We start from the raw sequence: 16,873 nt of genomic DNA, 5'->3' as shown, positions 1-16,873 counted from the left end.
CTAATTTAAAGGATTACGACAGTACTTTTACCGTCACCAGTAGCTGGCCGGTATGTCGCATGGTATGTTCTGCTGCATGAAACAACAGGCCCAGTACGGTGGAAGGAAGTTGTTTTCTGCCTACGCCCCGGAATTCGGTGAGGGTATTTTCCGGTGTGGCCGACAATTGCAGTAAGGTTTTATGTACCTGTGCATCAAATTGTTCCAGCAAATCGTGCAGGGAAGGGCCGGGAGTGCCTTCTGCTTTGAGCGCTGCCAGCTGTGCTTCGCTCAGTGCTTCCGCCCGGGCGTAGGTACACAGGCGGTCCAGTACACCGCTTACATGCTGCAGGTGAAAGCCGGGAGAAGCAATACCAGCAGGTTTTTCCCACAATTTTTCTTCGGGGAAGTCCTGCATCAGGGTATTAATTTCCAGGTTGGCCTGTAGCAACGCATGTGCTACAGGCTGGAGTAATGCCGGTATATTATCTACCGGCCCACTCATCCAGTATTCTGTTGCCATAGCGTAGTATTATACTTCTACTGCATCATATACAATCACCTTTTCCCACAGGTGGCTGCAGTTTTTCACAAACTCCAGGTGTATAGGGTGGGTTTGGTAGGTAGCCTGACCGGCCAGGTCGCTGAAAAATATCAGTTCAGATACTGCCCAGCTGTTGTCTACCACGTCTCTCTTTTCCGTACTCGCTACTACGCCTACACGCAGTTCCTTTACGGTTTCAATTTTTGATAATGTTTTTACACCAGCAACCAGCTTATCGCGGTCTTCTTTGGAGTCCGGGTTCTTCAGCCAGAAAAATACATGATGTACAATCGGATAACGTTTTTCCATATTTGCAGAAGGGATTGCTGCAGCTGCGGCTGTGCCGGCGGCCAGCGCAGCTGCGGTTCCTAAAAATTTTCGCCTGTTGGAGGTATTCATACGTATGCTGTTGAGGTGATGAAAATAATAAAGATTGGTGATTTATTATAATTATTGCTGTTGGGGCGACACTTATCGACTGTTTTCATAAACGTTTTATTTCCCGTTCCGATAACATGTTATATTTGCCGGCTAACGCCCGTTATTCCATGGAAGGTAAATATTTTGATGAAGCAGCAGTCTCGATATTACAGGATATTATTCTTCATCGCAGAGATGTGAGAGGTAACCGTTTTTTGTCTGTTCCGCTGGAAGAGGCGGTGATAGACCAGCTGTTGACAGCGGCCCTGCACGCACCTTCAGTAGGATTTTCCCAGCCTTGGGAATTTGTGTTGATCCGCGATGAAGTGGTAAAGCAACAGGTAAGAAACTCTTTCCAGGAGGAAAATTCCAGGGCCATACCCCAGTTCAGCGAAGAAAAGCAACCAGAATATATACGTCTTAAACTGGAAGGCATTATGGAGGCACCGCTGAATATAGCGGTATTCTATAAGCCGTCTGACAAGCCGGTATTGGGACAAACAGCCATGTCCGAAGCAGGCTTGTATAGTGTGGTATGCGCGGTGCAGAACATGTGGCTTATGGCCCGTGCACTGAATATAGGTATAGGTTGGGTAAGCATACTGGATCCTGAAAAGGTAAAGCAGGTATTACGTGCGCCGTCTTCCAATAAGCTGGTCGCATATTTATGTGTGGGATATACAGACGGATTTTTTACGCAGCCGGAGCTGGAAATATTACAGTGGGAGAAACGGAAAATGAAAGAAGCGGTTGTTTTCAAAGAAGGCTATTAACATTATTTTCGCATTCACCCCATATTCCGGTACTTTCATCCCATTTTAGGGTGGCAGCTACCGTGTAATGGCTAATATTGCGATATAATGCTTTCTCCTTATGAATCAATTTAAGAAATTCGAATTTGGTTTCGTAACAGCAGTGTTCCTGTTACTGCTGTTTTCGCTGTTGTATCCCAGTATCATTTACAACGTATTTGAGCTGCAAAGTATTTATGGGCATAAGTTTGCGCAATACCACCAGGTATTTGACTATTACCTGCATTACCTGTTGCCCACTATGGGCCGGGTGGTGCTGATATACGCATCGTTTCTGCTGGTGAATTTTATCATTGTGCCGGAATTTTTTGAGCGGGAGAAATGGGTGAAAGGCATGTTGATGTTGTTACCACTGGGAGTATTTTATTTCCTGATGATGATGGTGGCCGATTCTTATTACCGCGGTTACCTGTTTGGGGTATATGATACTATACAGGGGGCGCATACGCATTTTGCCAAATCGGCTTTTATTACCACCGTATTTTCAGGTGTGCTATATGTGATTTATTATTATGTGAGAAGGGTATTGCTGGACCTGTTTTACCCCCGTTATATGAAAGACCCTGTTTTCCGGCAAATGATGACGGAAATTTTCTGGGCCAGCGGTTTGATCGTGGTACTTTTTTGCCTGTCATTCAGCGATTCGAGAGACACGGCGTTAATGATATTTTTCTTCGGGCCTACGTCTATCGTGGTGTTTTTTGTGCTGCGTTATAAGGTACTGCCTGAATATGCCGCCTCCAATAACCGGGCGCTGATGCTGCGGGATGCCATTTTTACCATCCTGGGCAGCAATGTATTGATGGCGCTGATCTGCCGGGCTATCGGGCACCGGAATGGCGGTTGGTTTGTGGCCCTGGGCGCCACTGGTATTTTCGTGTCCGCTGCCATTGTGGCTCCGCTCAGCTGGTTGCTGTTTAAAACCCGGCAGCAGCAGCAGGCTACCGTGGTAACGCTGAAGAAGGCACTGGGGCATTCTGCCGCCAATCTCGACTTCCTCCGTTCCCAGATAAATCCCCATTTTCTATTTAATGCGCTCAACACCCTCTACGGCACCGCTCTACAGGAAGAGGCCGCCCGTACCAGCGAAGGCATTCAAAAACTGGGCGATATGATGCGCTTTATGCTACATGATAACCATTTGGAAAAAATACCACTGGATAAAGAGGTGGCGTATCTCCAGAATTACATAGCTTTACAGCGACTGCGGGTGTTATCTTCTCCTGATATCCTGATAGAAGTAAATATTGATGAAAGTCAGTGCCAGCATGAGATAGCGCCTATGCTACTGATCCCGTTCGTTGAGAATGCCTTTAAACATGGTATTAGTTTAAGACATCGCTCCCGCATTGTTATCTCTCTCAGTTGCACCGCAGAACAAATATTTTTCGATGTATACAACAGTGTGCATCCGCGGCCGGAAAATGATCCAGAACGCGAAGGAATGGGCATAGGATTGAATAATGTAAAAGAAAGACTGGCCTTATTGTATCCTCACCGGCATGAGTTGAGTATTCGCCATACTGCCACAGAATTTTTTGTCCATCTGACTATTGATGTTAATAAATAATAAGGAGATGAAAAAAGGAGAAGAGGAAGTGACCGCAGCGCCCGACGGCATGACCCGTTTTTTATGGTGGCTGGCCGCTGCTGATGCAGATATATTAAAAGATTGCAGAACGGAGAAAGAACGGTACCGCATTATCGGTATATCCGTGCTCGTTACCTGGATGTTTGCCACCCTGGCCTGGGGATATTTCTTTTCCACCGTGGTAAACGATGATATGATCGTAGTGGGACTGGCCCTGTTTTTCGGATTCGCCATCTTGTCGGTCGATCGTACGCTGATTGCAGCCATGTCGCGTACCAATGGCAGTATAAAAGTGATGCCGGTAATATTTCGTTTAGTCCTGGCCGTTACTATAGGCTTGTTTATTTCCCAACCGGTGGTATTAATGTTATTTAAGAAAGACATTGATGCGCAGCTGGAGCTGAGTAAACAGTCTAAGCTGGACGCCTACCGGGCGCAACTGGTAAAGCTCAATGCCGGCCAGATGGCAACCCTGCAGCAGTCGCTGGATCAGGGAAAGCAGCAGCTGGCGCAAAAGGCCGCCGAAATGAAGGTATACAAAGATAGTTATATCAAAGAAACCGATGGCACCGGTGGTTCCGGCAGGATAGGAGAGTCGGACATTGCCCGGGTGAAAAAGTCGGCCTACCTGAAATCAGAAGAAGAACTGCAAACCTTGCAGCGCGCCTGGGAGCCGCAGCAACAACAGCTGCAGGCGCAGATAGCCCGCATGCACAGTGTGGACAGCACCAAGGAAGTGGTGTACCTGGGCACCCTGACCAATGGCTTCCTGGCACAGGTGGAGGCATTGCAGGAATTAACAGAAACACATCCGCCGGTAAAACAAAGATATCGCCTCATTGTATTCATTATCACCTTGATAGAAGTAATGCCTTTGCTCAGCAAAATACTGATGCCCAAAGGAGAATACGATGAAAAAATAGCAGCTGCTACGGCCAACGGTGTCAGCGCTGCCGAACTGGAAACACAAACCGGCAAAGCATTGCAGGAACATTACCAGGCAGCAGCCCTGGCGGCAGATAAAGAAACGGTGGATCATCTCTTCGAATCTACCCGCGACATCCGCAAAGAAGAAGCGGAAACCCTGGTGAGGGACTGGCGGCAACGCGAGAACCGCCAGTATCACCAACTCTGGCAACAAGCCAAAAAATTGTTACTGGGCCGGATCAGTTAATCCCTATATTGTTTACCCGTAAAATAGCCATATGAAGCTGACTGCTATAGCAATAGATGATGAACCCGTGGCGCTGGCTGTTATTAAAAATCATGCTGCCATGGTGCCTTTCCTGGAAATGAAAGGCTTTTTTACCAACGCATTTGATGCCATCGACTTTTTGAGTAAAGAAAAAGTAGACCTGCTGTTTCTCGATATCAAAATGCCGGATATTTCAGGGCTGGACTTTTTGTCCAGCCTGCCCACACCGCCCATGACCGTTTTTACCACCGCTTACTCTGAACATGCCGTGAAAAGTTTTGAGCTGGATGCCATCGACTACCTGCTGAAACCTTTTTCCCTGATACGTTTCATGAAGGCCTGCAATAAAGCCCACAGCCTTTTGCAGTTGAAACAGCAAACAGGCACGCCTGTAATAAAAGAGCAGCCGGATTACATTTTCGTAAAAAGCGGTTATGAACAATTCCGTATTGTCCTCGATGATATTCTCTACCTGGAAAGCGCCGGCAATTACGTCAATTTTATTCTCAGCGACCGTAAGCTGATTTCCCGCCTGTCGATGCAGGAGGCAGTAGATCTGCTGCCCATCAATGCTTTCACCCGCGTACATCGTTCCTATATTGTCGCCAACAACAAAATAGAGCGGGCCGACCGGAACGCGCTCTATATCAAAAATGTACCTATTCCCATCGGGGCTGCTTACGCGCCCGCTATTGAGCGTATCTTAAGCCTGTAGATTTTTTTGTTAAATTAAACCGATTGGTCTAATTTTATCTCTCTATGGGAAAAGCGGAACTCACCAGGCAGTTTATCATAGAAAAATCGGCGCCTATTTTCAACAGGAAGGGAGTGGCCGGTACTTCTATCAGTGATATCCTGAAGGCCACCAAACTGGCCAAGGGTGGAGTGTATGGCAATTTTTCCTCCAAAGAGGAAATCGTAATGGCAGTATTTGACTATATGGTGGAAGAAGAGAAACAGCGGTTGAAAAACGTAACCGCCGCCGCTACTACCTCTGCCGGGAAATTTGAAGCCCTGTTTGCTCACTACGAACGCTTTCCGATGGAACAAACGGTATCCGGCGGTTGTCCTATGCTCAATTTCGGTGTAGAAGCCGACGATACCAACCCCGGCTTAAAGAAGAAAGTCAGTGAACTGGTGCTCTATTTTCAGTCCCGCATTGCAAAGATGGTGCAGTATGGAAAGGAGCACGGCGAGTTTCGCGAGGACTGGGACGAAAGGAAGTTTGCCATCAGGATGTTTAGCATGCTGGAAGGGGCTATACTGGTCAGCGGGGTGCTGGGGCATAATAAACAAATGCTGGTAGTAATAGACGCTTTACGGGAAGAAATGAAACGTCACATGCTGTGATTTTTTTATTGCTAAAAATAAACCAATCGGTCTAAAATGCAACACCAGGTTTTACCCTTGTCGCTCCGCATGGCGGGAAAAGTGCTTTCCGCCATGAGCCGCCCTTTTCCAGGCGCCACTGCCCGGATTTTTTACCGGCTGTACTGTACGCCACCAGCAGGCAAACTCCGGTCCACCCATGTGGAACTCCGCAACCAGGCGGTAATGCAGTCCTTGCAGGTGAGCAGCTATCCTTTCGACAATACCCCCCTGAAAGTAAAAACCTATCGCTGGGGAAGTACAGGACCAAAAATTTTATTGCTGCACGGATGGGGAGGTAGTCCGCTGCATTTCAAACAGCTCATCACTGCCCTGCTGCAACAAGGCTACCAGGTAGTATCCTATGATGCGCCCGCGCACGGCCTCTCCGGTGGAAAACGCACCAACCTGGTACAATGGATGCATGTGCTCGAACAGGTCATGCAGGAAGAAGCTCCTTTTTACGCGGTGATAGGCCACTCGTTTGGCGCCCTCAATGCAGCACTGACGCTCTCCCGTAAAAATGTGGCCGTACCGCGCCTGGTATTGCTAAGCACGGCGTTGAGCGCCCCGGTCTTTTTCAATGAAGCGCTCCGCTTATTCCGCATTCACCCGGTGGTAATGCCCAAACTGCAGCAACTGATCCGTACCCGCCTGCGGGAAGACCTCTCCGATATGGATATGCACCGATACATCAACGGTATAAAAGCAGAAAAGATCTGGCTGGGCTACGATACCACCGATACCCTGGCCCTGGCCACAGAAATAGATGACTACCTGCAGCAATACCCCGCTATCCAATCGCTCCGCATTACCGGCGAAGGACACTTCCGGATTATGCGCGATACCAAGGTGCTGAATGGTATTATGACTTTCCTGTCGGCTCCCTGATCTGACATTAAATAAAAATGTATACGATGTAAATCCAGTTTGTTTGTCTTATCTTGTGGCCTTCCCGTTAATTTGCTGGTGGCATGAATGATATAACAGACAAGGAACTGGTTGGTCTGGTGCATTCGCAACCTTTAGAGGCATTCCGGCTCATATACCAGAGGTATTGGGATCCGCTCTTTAATATTGCCTTTAAGAGATTGCAGGATGCCGAGGAAGCCCGTGATGTAGTGCAGGAAGTATTTGTGACTGCTTGGAAACAGCGTGCAGCGCTGCAACCAAGGGAATCGTTGTTTCCATACCTGCAGGTCATTCTCCGCAACCGCATCTTTAACCTCTATGCCCGCAACGAAGTAAAACTTCGTTACATCGTGGAAACTCAATGGCAATCCACCTTTGCACATAATAACTCGGCCCAGCAACTTACGCTGAAAGAATTGCAGCACATCATCAACGATGCTATTGCGCAACTGCCGCCCCGTATGCAGGAAATTTTTATGCTCAGCAGGGAAGAACAACTATCTCCCGCAGAAATAGCCGCACATCTGTCTTTATCGGTACAAACCGTGAAGAACCAATTACATCGCGCTACCGAAAAAATGAAGGAACACCTGCGAGGCAAAGTAGATCCTACCTTACTCGTGATTATTGTAAGTATACTTACCGGGAAATAACTACCCCCATTCTTCGTAGCACAATCATTCGTCCCGATGATCGTTTCTGATAAACTGTTTTCCCTGTACGATGCTACCGGCGATTTGCGCGCACGAAGCTATACTATCTATACTATGGAAAAGACGCCAAGGGAAATAATATTGTTAAGAAGATCAGTAATAGCAATATTTACCGCCAAAAGGAAAAACATATACCCTGAAAGCAGGCGATCCGCGCTACACCATCCAGATTCCATTGGAGGCATTAGCAAATAATCCGCTGCTGAAGGAATAGCTGTTCTTTTAAAGACTAAAAAGGCGGCCATCTTCGCGAGAAGATGGCCGCCTTTTTAGTGCCCGGAGAAAAATAAATTTTTTTTAACTGGCTGGTACGATCAATCCCCCTCCCTGTACTTACCATATCAAGAACCAACTATGCTCAATCATCGGTATATCCGTTTTTTATTACAGAAGCAACAACAGGAGGGCCTCAGCCAGGAAGAGGAGCTGTTTTTACAGCAATGGTACCAAAGCCTCGACGCCATGCCGGCCAACATGCCAGGGGCAGAAGAAAGGACAGCACTGAAGGAAGCCTCCTGGCAGCAGCTGTCTGCATTATACGAACAGCCAGTGCCAGTGAAACAATTATCCCGCTGGCTGCGGTACGTGTGGCCGGCGGCAGCCATCTTACTATTGCTGATCGGTCTGAAATGGTTGCTGCCTTCATCTCCCACACCAGCCCGGCCTTCCTGGGTAGCGCTGGAATGCCCCGCCGGAAAACGCCTGAAAATGGCCCTGCCAGATGGTTCTGTCGTATGGCTCAACAGCGGCTCCAGCCTCCGCTATAATGCAAGCTTTCACAGCCACCGCGAATTTGTCGTGAACAATGGAGAGGTATTTTTTGAAGTAGCCAAGGATGCAGCGCATCCTTTTGTGGTGCACACCCGGAACCTGGCAGTACAGGTATTGGGTACCTCTTTTAACGTAGCCGCCTATACCCGCCTGGTAAAAGAGAAAATAACCGTTACCAGCGGTAATGTACAGGTAACGGATCCGCAGCAGCGCAAAGTAGTGCTGGGCGCCGGCCAGCAAGTGGTGTACAACAGCCGCCTCGCCACATTTGCTACCCAAACAGCCAACGCTGCCCAATCAAACAGCTGGCGCAATGGAGATATCTATCTCACCAATGTAAGCCTGGAAGAACTGGCGGTAAAACTGGAAAATATCTATGGTTACCAGATCAGATTTAGTAATGATAAGATGAAACAATGTATCAACAGCCTGCATTTCAACGATAAAGAGCCTATTACCAAAGTACTGGATCTCCTTAAACTGATCGATAACATCACTTATACTGTTCGCAACAAAGAAATCGTCATCAGCGGTCAGCCTTGCTGATAAAGCACTTTACCATTCATACCAAATACCATTTATTTATGAACAATGGAATTTTTCCAACCAACATCAACCAAAAGAAACGCGTGAAAGTAATACTGCTATGCCTGCTGTTATGCCTGGCGGCGCAGTTACGCACTGCGGCACAGTCGTACCTGCAGAAGCAAACCACCATTAACTTCAGCTACGAAACCATCGCCTCTTGCCTGAAAAAATTGCAGACGAAAAGCGCGGTCAACATCTCCTACAACGAAAGTGATGTAAAGAAATATACGGTGAATACGCTCAGCTTCCAGGATGCCGGTATCACCCAGATACTCGATGCGTTATTGCAGAATACCAACCTGCAGTACCGCACCATGAATGATGGTATCGTAATTTTCGTGAAAGCGGAAATAACTGCCCATGCTGCTTTTCGTACCATTACCGGTATCGTTACCAGCGCTAAAGAAAAAAGCCCGGTACCCGGCGCTTCAATCCTGGTAAAAGGAACGACCCGTGGTACAGCCACCGATGAAAACGGCGCCTTTGCCATTAAAGTTCCCACCGACAAGAATATGCTCGTATTTTCTGCCGTAGGCATGCAATCCCGCGAATTCATTATCACGGGCGACAAAATGGACGTACAGCTCTCTGAAGATTCCAGGACGCTGGGGAGTATCGTGGTAGTGGGATATGGACAAGTAGATAAGAAAGACCTGACAGGTTCCGTATCATCTGTGAAAACAGACGATATGAAGAAAATGAATACTACTTCTTTCGACGCCGCCCTCGCAGGACGCACCGCCGGTGTGAACGCCGTAAAATCTACCGGTGCACCCGGAGCAGTGGCCTCTATACGCATCCGTGGTGGTACCTCTGTATACGGTAACAACGAGCCCCTGTATGTAATTGATGGAGTGCCCTTTGAAGTAGGTAATGGCCAGGGGAATGCGCAATATGCCAACGATATCAACAGGCAAATATCTCCGCTGGCCAGCCTGAACCCGGAAGATATTGAAAGTATGGACATCCTGAAAGATGCCTCTGCTGCGGCGATCTATGGTTCCCGCGCTGCCAACGGTGTGGTGATCATCACTACCAAGAGAGGACACTCTGGTCCTAAAGCAGATATCTCCGTAGGATATACCGCTACCATGGATAATTTCGCGAAGAAGCAGCATATGATGAACGGCAACGAGTACCTGAAAGCGGTACAAACAGCCTATAGCAATGCTGGCCGGCCGATGCCTAAAGATTCTACGCTCTACCCCGGTGTAAGCACCGATTGGCAAAAATTGCTGACACGCCCGGGTATGACCAACAATCTCTACCTGAATATCAACGGTGGATCCAACAACGGAAGCACCCTGTATTCTGTGTCTGGTAGCGTTACAGACCAGGCCGGCGTTATCAGGGGCAGCGGCTTTAAACGTTATAACCTGAGAAGCCGTCTTGAAACTACTTTGTTTGACCGGCTGCGTCTCGGTACCAATATGGCATATGCTGTAATGGAAACCAATACCAGTAACACTTACTATAATATTATCCGCTATCGCCCGGATGTGCCACCTTATGATAGTTTAGGAAGATATGGTGCTACGCCGGACAGTTCCTCTGCCAATCCGGTAGCCATGTTGAGTCGTATTAACCAGCAAAAGAGCCAGAATATGCTCCTGTCATTCTTCGGAGAAATAGAACTCTGGAAAGGATTGAGATGGCGTTCGGATCTCTCTTATAATATTGTAAAAGGAAATATGGTAGGCTATACGCCTGCCTCCGATGTGTTTGAAATGAGGAACGCCAGAACAGGCTCCCGGGAAGACTATATCAATAACAGTAATTCCCGCATTTTTGATAACATGCTCACTTACCTGAAAAGCTTTGGCCGCCACAATATCAATGCAGTAGCAGGTATGTCGTTCCAGCAAAGCAAAAGCGATTTTACCAATATTAAATCGAATAATTTTTCTGACGATGAATCCCTGAATCATCTCGGCGGCGCCAGCATCCTGAACAACTGGAGCAGCGGCGGTACCATCAGTGGGTTACAATCTTACTTCCTGCGGGCCAATTATAACTTCGCCGGTAAGTACTATTTCACCTTTACCGGCCGGGCCGATGAATCAACTAAATTCTCCCCGGGTAACCGCTGGGCATTCTTCCCCTCTGCCGCCATCGCATATCGCTTGTCGGAAGCTGGCTTTATGAAGCGCGCTACCTGGCTGGAAGACTTGAAACTGCGCATGTCATTGGGTAAAACCGGCAGTGCCAATTTCTCTGACTTCCAGTATACCACCCTGTTTACTTCCGGTAGTTTCTATAACAAGAAGAATGGTATGATCGTAAACGATGTACCTAACCCGGATATCCGCTGGGAGTCTACCAACCAGCTTGATGCAGCGGTAGACTTCTCTATGTTCAAAAGTAGATTACGAGGCACCATCGGCTACTTCAAAAAATATACCCGCGATATGATCCTGTATCGCAGCATTCCGATGGAAACAGGTGCAGCCCAGCAATACTATAACGTAGGCGACTTCTCCAACCGTGGCTGGGAAATACAAGTTGGTAGCGATGTGATACGTCGCAGGCATTTCAGCTATATCACCGATGTAAACATTACGCGTATACGCAGCCGGGTAGAAAAGCTGAATGGCGGTTTCGATCTCAACGGTCAGCTGGTAGAAGGCCGCAGCATGGGTTATTTTGAAGGATTCAAAACGGCTGGTATCTTTCAGTCGAAAGAAGAAATTGATGCCCTCAACAAAACAGCACCCGGTGGCTTTTACCAGTCATCCAGCACCGCTCCCGGCGACCTGAAATTTGTAGACGTGAACGGCGATGGCCGTATCACCGATGATGACCGTGGTATCATTGGTAAATCAGAACCCGATTTCTTCGGTGGCTGGAACAATATTGTGCGCATAGGAAAATGGGAGATTACTGCTTTCCTCAACTTCAGCATTGGTAATTCGCTGGATAACCGCGGCCGAAAAAACGTGGTGTACTTTAATGGGTATACCAATAACTATGCAAAAGAAATGCTGTATGATTCCTGGTCTCCGTCCAACAAAGTCGCCAGCTTACCCCGCATCGTAACGGGCGATCCTAACCAGAATGGCCGTACGTCGGATTTCTTTATTGAAAAAGCTTCCTACCTGAAACTGAAAAATGTACAGGTTGCCTACACGTTTAATACACCTGCATTGAGCCGGGTACGTATCAGCAGCATCCGGGCATTCCTGAGTGGCACTAACCTGCTCACTTTCACCCGTTATAAAGGATTGGATCCGGAAGTGAATATGGCGCCCGCCAGCAACTTCTCACAAGGGATAGATACCAATATTTATCCCTTGACCCGCTCTTTTGCCGCTGGTATTAACGTTAACCTATAAACGAAAAAAACATGAAACAGCATATTATAGCGATTATCTCAGCTTCTTTATTATTTGGTTCCTGTAAACTGGTGAACGTAACAGACGTGGCGCCGGTAAATCAGCTGGAAGATGCCAATGCCATCACTTCTGTTGAAAAAGCCCAAAGCGCTCTTTATGGCACTTATGGTATTCTGAATGGAGGCACCCTGGCCTTCAACTACTATATGCCGGCAGCCGCCAGCCTGATGGGACTCACCATGGATCCCGCCCAGATGGGTTTTGGTTATGGGGAGAATAATGTGCCTACCGAAGACTACTGGCTGGAAAGTATGTATTCTGGAGGCTATAAACTGATTAATATGAGCAATCATATTATCACCAAAACATCGGCGTTAAGTGGCAGTGATCCGCGTAAAACAAGGATCATCGGGGAAGCCAAATACCTCCGCGCTATGAGCTACTTTTACTTATTGCGCTTATTCGGACAGTTTTATGATACTACCTCTAACTATGGACTGGTACTGCGTCTGGACCCGGTAAAAGATGCAGAAGTGATTCCACGGTCAGGGGTTAAGGCGATTTATGATGTGATTAACAAAGACCTGGATGAGGCCATCAATGAAACCGGTGAATTTGCCAGTACCTTCTACGCGTCTAAAATAGCAGCCCGCGCCCTGAAATCAAAAGTACTGTTGTATGAAGGTCGTTATGCAGAAGCTGCTGCCATGGCGAAGCAGGTAACCACCAGTCGCCAGCGTAGCCTGGAAGACACTTTTAAAATTGTGTTCTCCAAGAAAACGTTGAATACCAAAGAGGTGATCCTGCAAACACCTTATGACGTGGGTACCAACATCAATAATAAAGCTTATGCTTTCAATACCTGGTTTGTTCCTTCGGCTTATTATAAGGCATTTATGAAAGGTGATGCACGCGATACCATGGCCATCAGGGTAACAGGCACCCGCGTACGAAATGGTAAGTTCATTGCCGGTACAGTTGATGGAGCGCCTGCCAATTCAGATACAGAGTACTTCCTCCGCCTGGCGGAAATTTACTTGGTGCAGGCTGAAGCCATCGTCAGAAGCGGTGGTTCACTTGACGATGCCAAAGTTGCGCTGAATACCATCCGAAAAAGAGCCCTGATGCCTGATATCACGCTCAACGACCCCGCTAGTCTGCTGGAAGCTATCCGCAAAGAAAAAGTATATGAACTGGGCGCAGAAAGCGGCGAAGAGTGGTACGACCTGGTAAGGTTTGCCAGCAAAGGGGAACTGGATATCAAAACATTTAAGCCCAACTTTATGGGCAAGGACCGGTATATCCTGCCTATTCCCATTAAATCGCTTCAGGCTTCTGATAAGAAAGTAGTACAAAATCCTGGTTATTGATAAAATGAGTGTATGAAGAAATTGTTCTTGTTAAATGTATTGGTCCTGAGCGTTGGCATCGTCGTATCCGCGCAGGAAAAAGAAAAAGGTATCGTCTTCCGGGACGATGCTCTTGCCACGGTATTGAAGGAAAGCGCCCGCACAGGTAAACTGGTGTTTATTGATTGTTATACCAGCTGGTGTGCCCCCTGCAAATGGATGGAGAAAAACGTGTTTGTAAATGACACCGCCGCCGCTTACTACAATGCCAAGTTTATCAATTATAAAATTGATATGGAGAAAGGAGAGGGGCCGGAGCTGCGTAAGCGCTATGGGGTGCAGGTATTTCCCACTTACCTTTTTATTAATGGCAAAGGAGAACTGGTGCATAAAGCCACTTCCCGTATGGAAACGCTGGCATTTGTAGAAGAAGGAAAAAAAGCGCTGGACCCCACCCGCTCGCTCGCAGCCATGGAAAAGGCATTTAACAGCGGTAACCGCAGCAAGGAAATATTACTGGCCTATGCACTGGCGCTGCAAAAAACAGACCGCTATAAAGCGGATACGGTCAGTGGAATGCTGATGGCAAAATTGACCGACAACGATTTGCAAACACCGCTGGGATGGCAGGCGATAGAAGCCTTTGCCTGGGAGGAAGAAGGAAGACTGGGTAAGTACTTTATGACTCACCTGGGCGACTATACGAAGCAATTCGACCCCGAAGCGGTGAAGAAAGTACAGGAACGTTTACAGAGCAGTACCTTGTACACATTAATCCGGAAGAAAGACAGCACGGCATTTTATGCCCGTCTCAATCCCTGGTTACAATCTTCCGATGCGGGGTTGCAGAAGAAAGCAGCCATGATGGAAGCAGAGTTTTACCTGACCACCGGCAACGCAAAGGATTTTATCCGGGTTACCAATCGCGCCCTGGAAGGCGTAATGCAAAATGATGATATGGGACTGGGTTTCCTGGCGCGCCGCTGCCAGTACCTGGCGGGTGGAGATCATGATATGCTGCAACAGGCTTACAAGCTGGCCAAACGCGCGGTAGTGATCGACCCGAAAGAATACGGCAACCAGGGCACCCTGGCTAAGATCTGCCGGGAGCTGGGCAATAAGCCGGAAGCACTGGAAGCTGCCGAAGCCGCCTACCAGTTGTCGCTGCTGGAAACATCCAAGATCCAGAAAATAGCCCAAAAGGAACTGGACGAGATCAAGGCAATGAAATAAAGTACGACCTTAGGTGACAGAACTGCCAATATGCCCAGGTATATTACTGTAACATCACTACTGAACAAAACAAAGAAACGGGATCCCTGGTTCCTGGATGATTATACCATTAATCCCTACAGCAGTTGTGCCTTTAACTGCCTGTACTGTTATATCCGCGGTAGCAAATACGGCATCAACCTGGCAGAAAAGTTGTCGGTGAAGGAAAATGCCATCCCAATCCTTCGCCGGCAACTGGCTGCCAGGGCTGCCAAACATCAGCAGGGTATCGTAGTATTGTCGTCCGCTACGGATCCCTACCTGCCCATTGAGGAAAAAGAAATGCAGACCAGGCAGATCCTGGAACTGCTGCTGGAATACCGGTTTCCGGTACATATCATCACCAAATCTCCCCTCGTGGTACGCGACCTTGACTTACTCCACCGCATCAACGAAAACGCTGTTTTACCCCCTGAAATGCAATTATACGCCCATAAGACGTTTATTACCTTCTCCTTCAGTACCATCGACCCGGTAATTGGAAAACAATTTGAACCGGGAGCCCCCGCGCCGGAAGAACGGCTACGGGCCCTGCAGGCTTGCGCCAACACCGGCTTTATGACCGGTGTAAGCCTCATGCCGTTGTTACCGTTTATAACCGATCGACCGGAACAACTGTCACGTATGTACGCTGCCTTTAAAGCCCATGGCGCCCGGTATGTATTTCCTGCTTCCCTTAGCCTATGGGGAGAGAAGGAAGCCGACAGCAAGCCGCTGATGCTGCAAGCCATTGCACAATACTATCCGCAATACAACACCTATTACCAGCAGTTGTTTGCGCAGCAGTGCACCGTACCCGCCGCCTATAACGACGCTTTACAGGCCACAGCGGCCCACGTGGCGGCCACTTATGATCTCCCTGCCCGGATACCGTTTAAGTAGGAATCCTAAAATTTATTTGTTTAAACTTGCTTTCCCTCCCGTAAAACAATATTTTAGACCTGTTAATTTTAAAACCCACGTATATGCGTAATCTAAACAACCGTCGGGAATTCCTGCGTCAAATGGGTTTATACACCATGGGACTGGGCATGTTACCCGCTGTACTGGCAGCCTGCAACGAAGGAAAATCCACTGACAAAAAAGATAAAGACAGCGCCGCTACCAGGAGCGATGATACTACCGCTGCCGCCAAAGAACTATTCTTCAAAATTTCCCTGGCAGAATGGTCATTCCACAAAGCATTGTTTGCCGGCAAGATGAACCACCTCGATTTTGCATCCCGCGCAAAAAATGAATTCGGTATCCAGGGCATTGAATATGTCAACCAGTTTTTCAAAGACAAAGCCAAAGACCAGGCCTACCTCACCGAAATGAAAAAGCGCGCCGACGACCTCGGCGTACGCAGTGTGCTCATTATGTGCGATGGAGAAGGAGAGATGGGCGATGAGGATGTAAAGAAGAGATTACAGGCCGTAGAAAATCACTACAAATGGGTAGAAGCTGCCAAATTTCTGGGGTGCCACGCTATCCGGGTAAATGCAGCCGGGGAAGGCGATCCGGCGGAAGTAGCCAAAAGAGCAGCAGCATCACTCACTAAACTGGCTACCTTCGGAAAAGAACACGATATCAACGTAATTGTGGAAAACCATGGTGGTAACTCTTCCAATGGTAAATGGCTGAGCGGCATTATGAGAACCGTAAATATGCCGAACTGTGGAACCCTGCCAGATCTGGGTAATTTCTGTATCAAGAGAAGTAAACCTGAAAACAATACCCCCGAAGCCTGGGCTAAAACCACCTGCCTGGAAGAATACGACCGCTACCAGGGAGTACAGGAACTGATACCTTTTGCAAAAGGGGTAAGCGCTAAAACCTACGACTTCGATGCAGCAGGCAACGAAACTACGATCGACTATAAACGCATTTTACCTATTGTGAAAAATGCAGGATTTACCGGCTTTATAGGCATTGAGTATGAAGGAGAGAAATTAGCAGAAGAGGAGGGTATCCGGAAAACGAAAGAGCTGCTCCTGAAAGTAGGAGCAATGATATAAAGAGAGCGGCGCTGTTACCAACAGCGCCAC

The 16,873-nt window shown here is 47.9% G+C and carries 15 protein-coding genes; 13 read left to right on the top strand and 2 right to left on the bottom strand.

Going from position 1 to position 16,873, the window contains the following annotated elements:
• Window positions 1–13 precede the first annotated feature (13 nt).
• Window positions 14–502: a DinB family protein gene (locus tag FHW36_RS20045; RefSeq protein ID WP_145671372.1), complete on the bottom strand. Its 489-nt coding sequence runs from the start codon at window positions 500–502 to the stop codon at window positions 14–16.
• A 9-nt stretch (window positions 503–511) separates the two neighbouring features.
• Window positions 512–922 (bottom strand): Dabb family protein, encoded by a 411-nt coding sequence (locus FHW36_RS20040; protein WP_145671371.1) that lies wholly within the window; start codon window positions 920–922, stop codon window positions 512–514.
• 116 nt (window positions 923–1,038) lie between these two features.
• Here FHW36_RS20040 and bluB point away from each other — a divergent pair, with 116 nt between their 5' ends.
• The 13 genes from bluB to FHW36_RS19975 all read left to right on the top strand — a co-directional run bounded on the left by bluB (window position 1,039) and on the right by FHW36_RS19975 (window position 16,843).
• A complete protein-coding gene (bluB, locus tag FHW36_RS20035) occupies window positions 1,039–1,716 on the top strand; it encodes a 5,6-dimethylbenzimidazole synthase (RefSeq protein ID WP_246121197.1) in 678 nt (225 codons plus the stop codon).
• Between the two features lie 100 nt (window positions 1,717–1,816).
• A complete protein-coding gene (locus tag FHW36_RS20030) occupies window positions 1,817–3,325 on the top strand; it encodes a sensor histidine kinase (RefSeq protein ID WP_246121196.1) in 1,509 nt (502 codons plus the stop codon).
• A 7-nt stretch (window positions 3,326–3,332) separates the two neighbouring features.
• A complete protein-coding gene (locus FHW36_RS20025; RefSeq protein ID WP_186452537.1) occupies window positions 3,333–4,520 on the top strand; it encodes a DUF4407 domain-containing protein in 1,188 nt (395 codons plus the stop codon).
• A gap of 31 nt (window positions 4,521–4,551) precedes the next feature.
• Window positions 4,552–5,256 (top strand): LytR/AlgR family response regulator transcription factor, encoded by a 705-nt coding sequence (locus FHW36_RS20020; protein WP_222429133.1) that lies wholly within the window; start codon window positions 4,552–4,554, stop codon window positions 5,254–5,256.
• Between the two features lie 44 nt (window positions 5,257–5,300).
• Window positions 5,301–5,891, top strand: a complete 591-nt coding sequence (locus FHW36_RS20015; protein WP_145671369.1) for a TetR/AcrR family transcriptional regulator — start codon at window positions 5,301–5,303, stop codon at window positions 5,889–5,891.
• Between the two features lie 36 nt (window positions 5,892–5,927).
• Window positions 5,928–6,800: an alpha/beta hydrolase gene (locus tag FHW36_RS20010; RefSeq protein WP_145671368.1), complete on the top strand. Its 873-nt coding sequence runs from the start codon at window positions 5,928–5,930 to the stop codon at window positions 6,798–6,800.
• 83 nt (window positions 6,801–6,883) lie between these two features.
• Window positions 6,884–7,474, top strand: coding sequence for an RNA polymerase sigma factor (locus tag FHW36_RS20005; protein ID WP_145671367.1), 591 nt, complete (start codon window positions 6,884–6,886; stop codon window positions 7,472–7,474).
• 414 nt (window positions 7,475–7,888) lie between these two features.
• Entirely contained in the window at window positions 7,889–8,851 is a 963-nt protein-coding gene (locus tag FHW36_RS20000; protein ID WP_145671366.1) for a FecR family protein, read from the top strand.
• Window positions 8,852–8,889: 38 nt separating this feature from the next.
• The gene (locus FHW36_RS19995; RefSeq protein WP_145671365.1) at window positions 8,890–12,225 is read left to right on the top strand and encodes a TonB-dependent receptor; all 3,336 of its coding nucleotides are present in this window, start codon (window positions 8,890–8,892) and stop codon (window positions 12,223–12,225) included.
• 11 nt (window positions 12,226–12,236) lie between these two features.
• Window positions 12,237–13,595: a RagB/SusD family nutrient uptake outer membrane protein gene (locus FHW36_RS19990; RefSeq protein ID WP_145671364.1), complete on the top strand. Its 1,359-nt coding sequence runs from the start codon at window positions 12,237–12,239 to the stop codon at window positions 13,593–13,595.
• Window positions 13,596–13,607: 12 nt separating this feature from the next.
• On the top strand, window positions 13,608–14,807 hold the full coding sequence (locus FHW36_RS19985; protein ID WP_145671363.1) for a thioredoxin family protein: 1,200 nt from the start codon (window positions 13,608–13,610) through the stop codon (window positions 14,805–14,807).
• 30 nt (window positions 14,808–14,837) lie between these two features.
• Window positions 14,838–15,728 (top strand): SPL family radical SAM protein, encoded by an 891-nt coding sequence (locus FHW36_RS19980; protein WP_145671362.1) that lies wholly within the window; start codon window positions 14,838–14,840, stop codon window positions 15,726–15,728.
• An 83-nt stretch (window positions 15,729–15,811) separates the two neighbouring features.
• Window positions 15,812–16,843 carry a sugar phosphate isomerase/epimerase family protein gene (locus FHW36_RS19975; protein WP_145671361.1) on the top strand — a complete coding sequence of 344 codons (1,032 nt, stop codon included), beginning with the start codon at window positions 15,812–15,814 and terminating at the stop codon, window positions 16,841–16,843.
• The last annotated feature ends 30 nt before the right edge of the window (window positions 16,844–16,873 follow it).

The organism is Chitinophaga polysaccharea (genome assembly GCF_007829335.1).
Taxonomy (GTDB): domain Bacteria; phylum Bacteroidota; class Bacteroidia; order Chitinophagales; family Chitinophagaceae; genus Chitinophaga; species Chitinophaga polysaccharea_B.
Note: the sequence above shows the minus strand (reverse complement) of the source record. Positions and strands in the feature narration are given on the sequence as shown.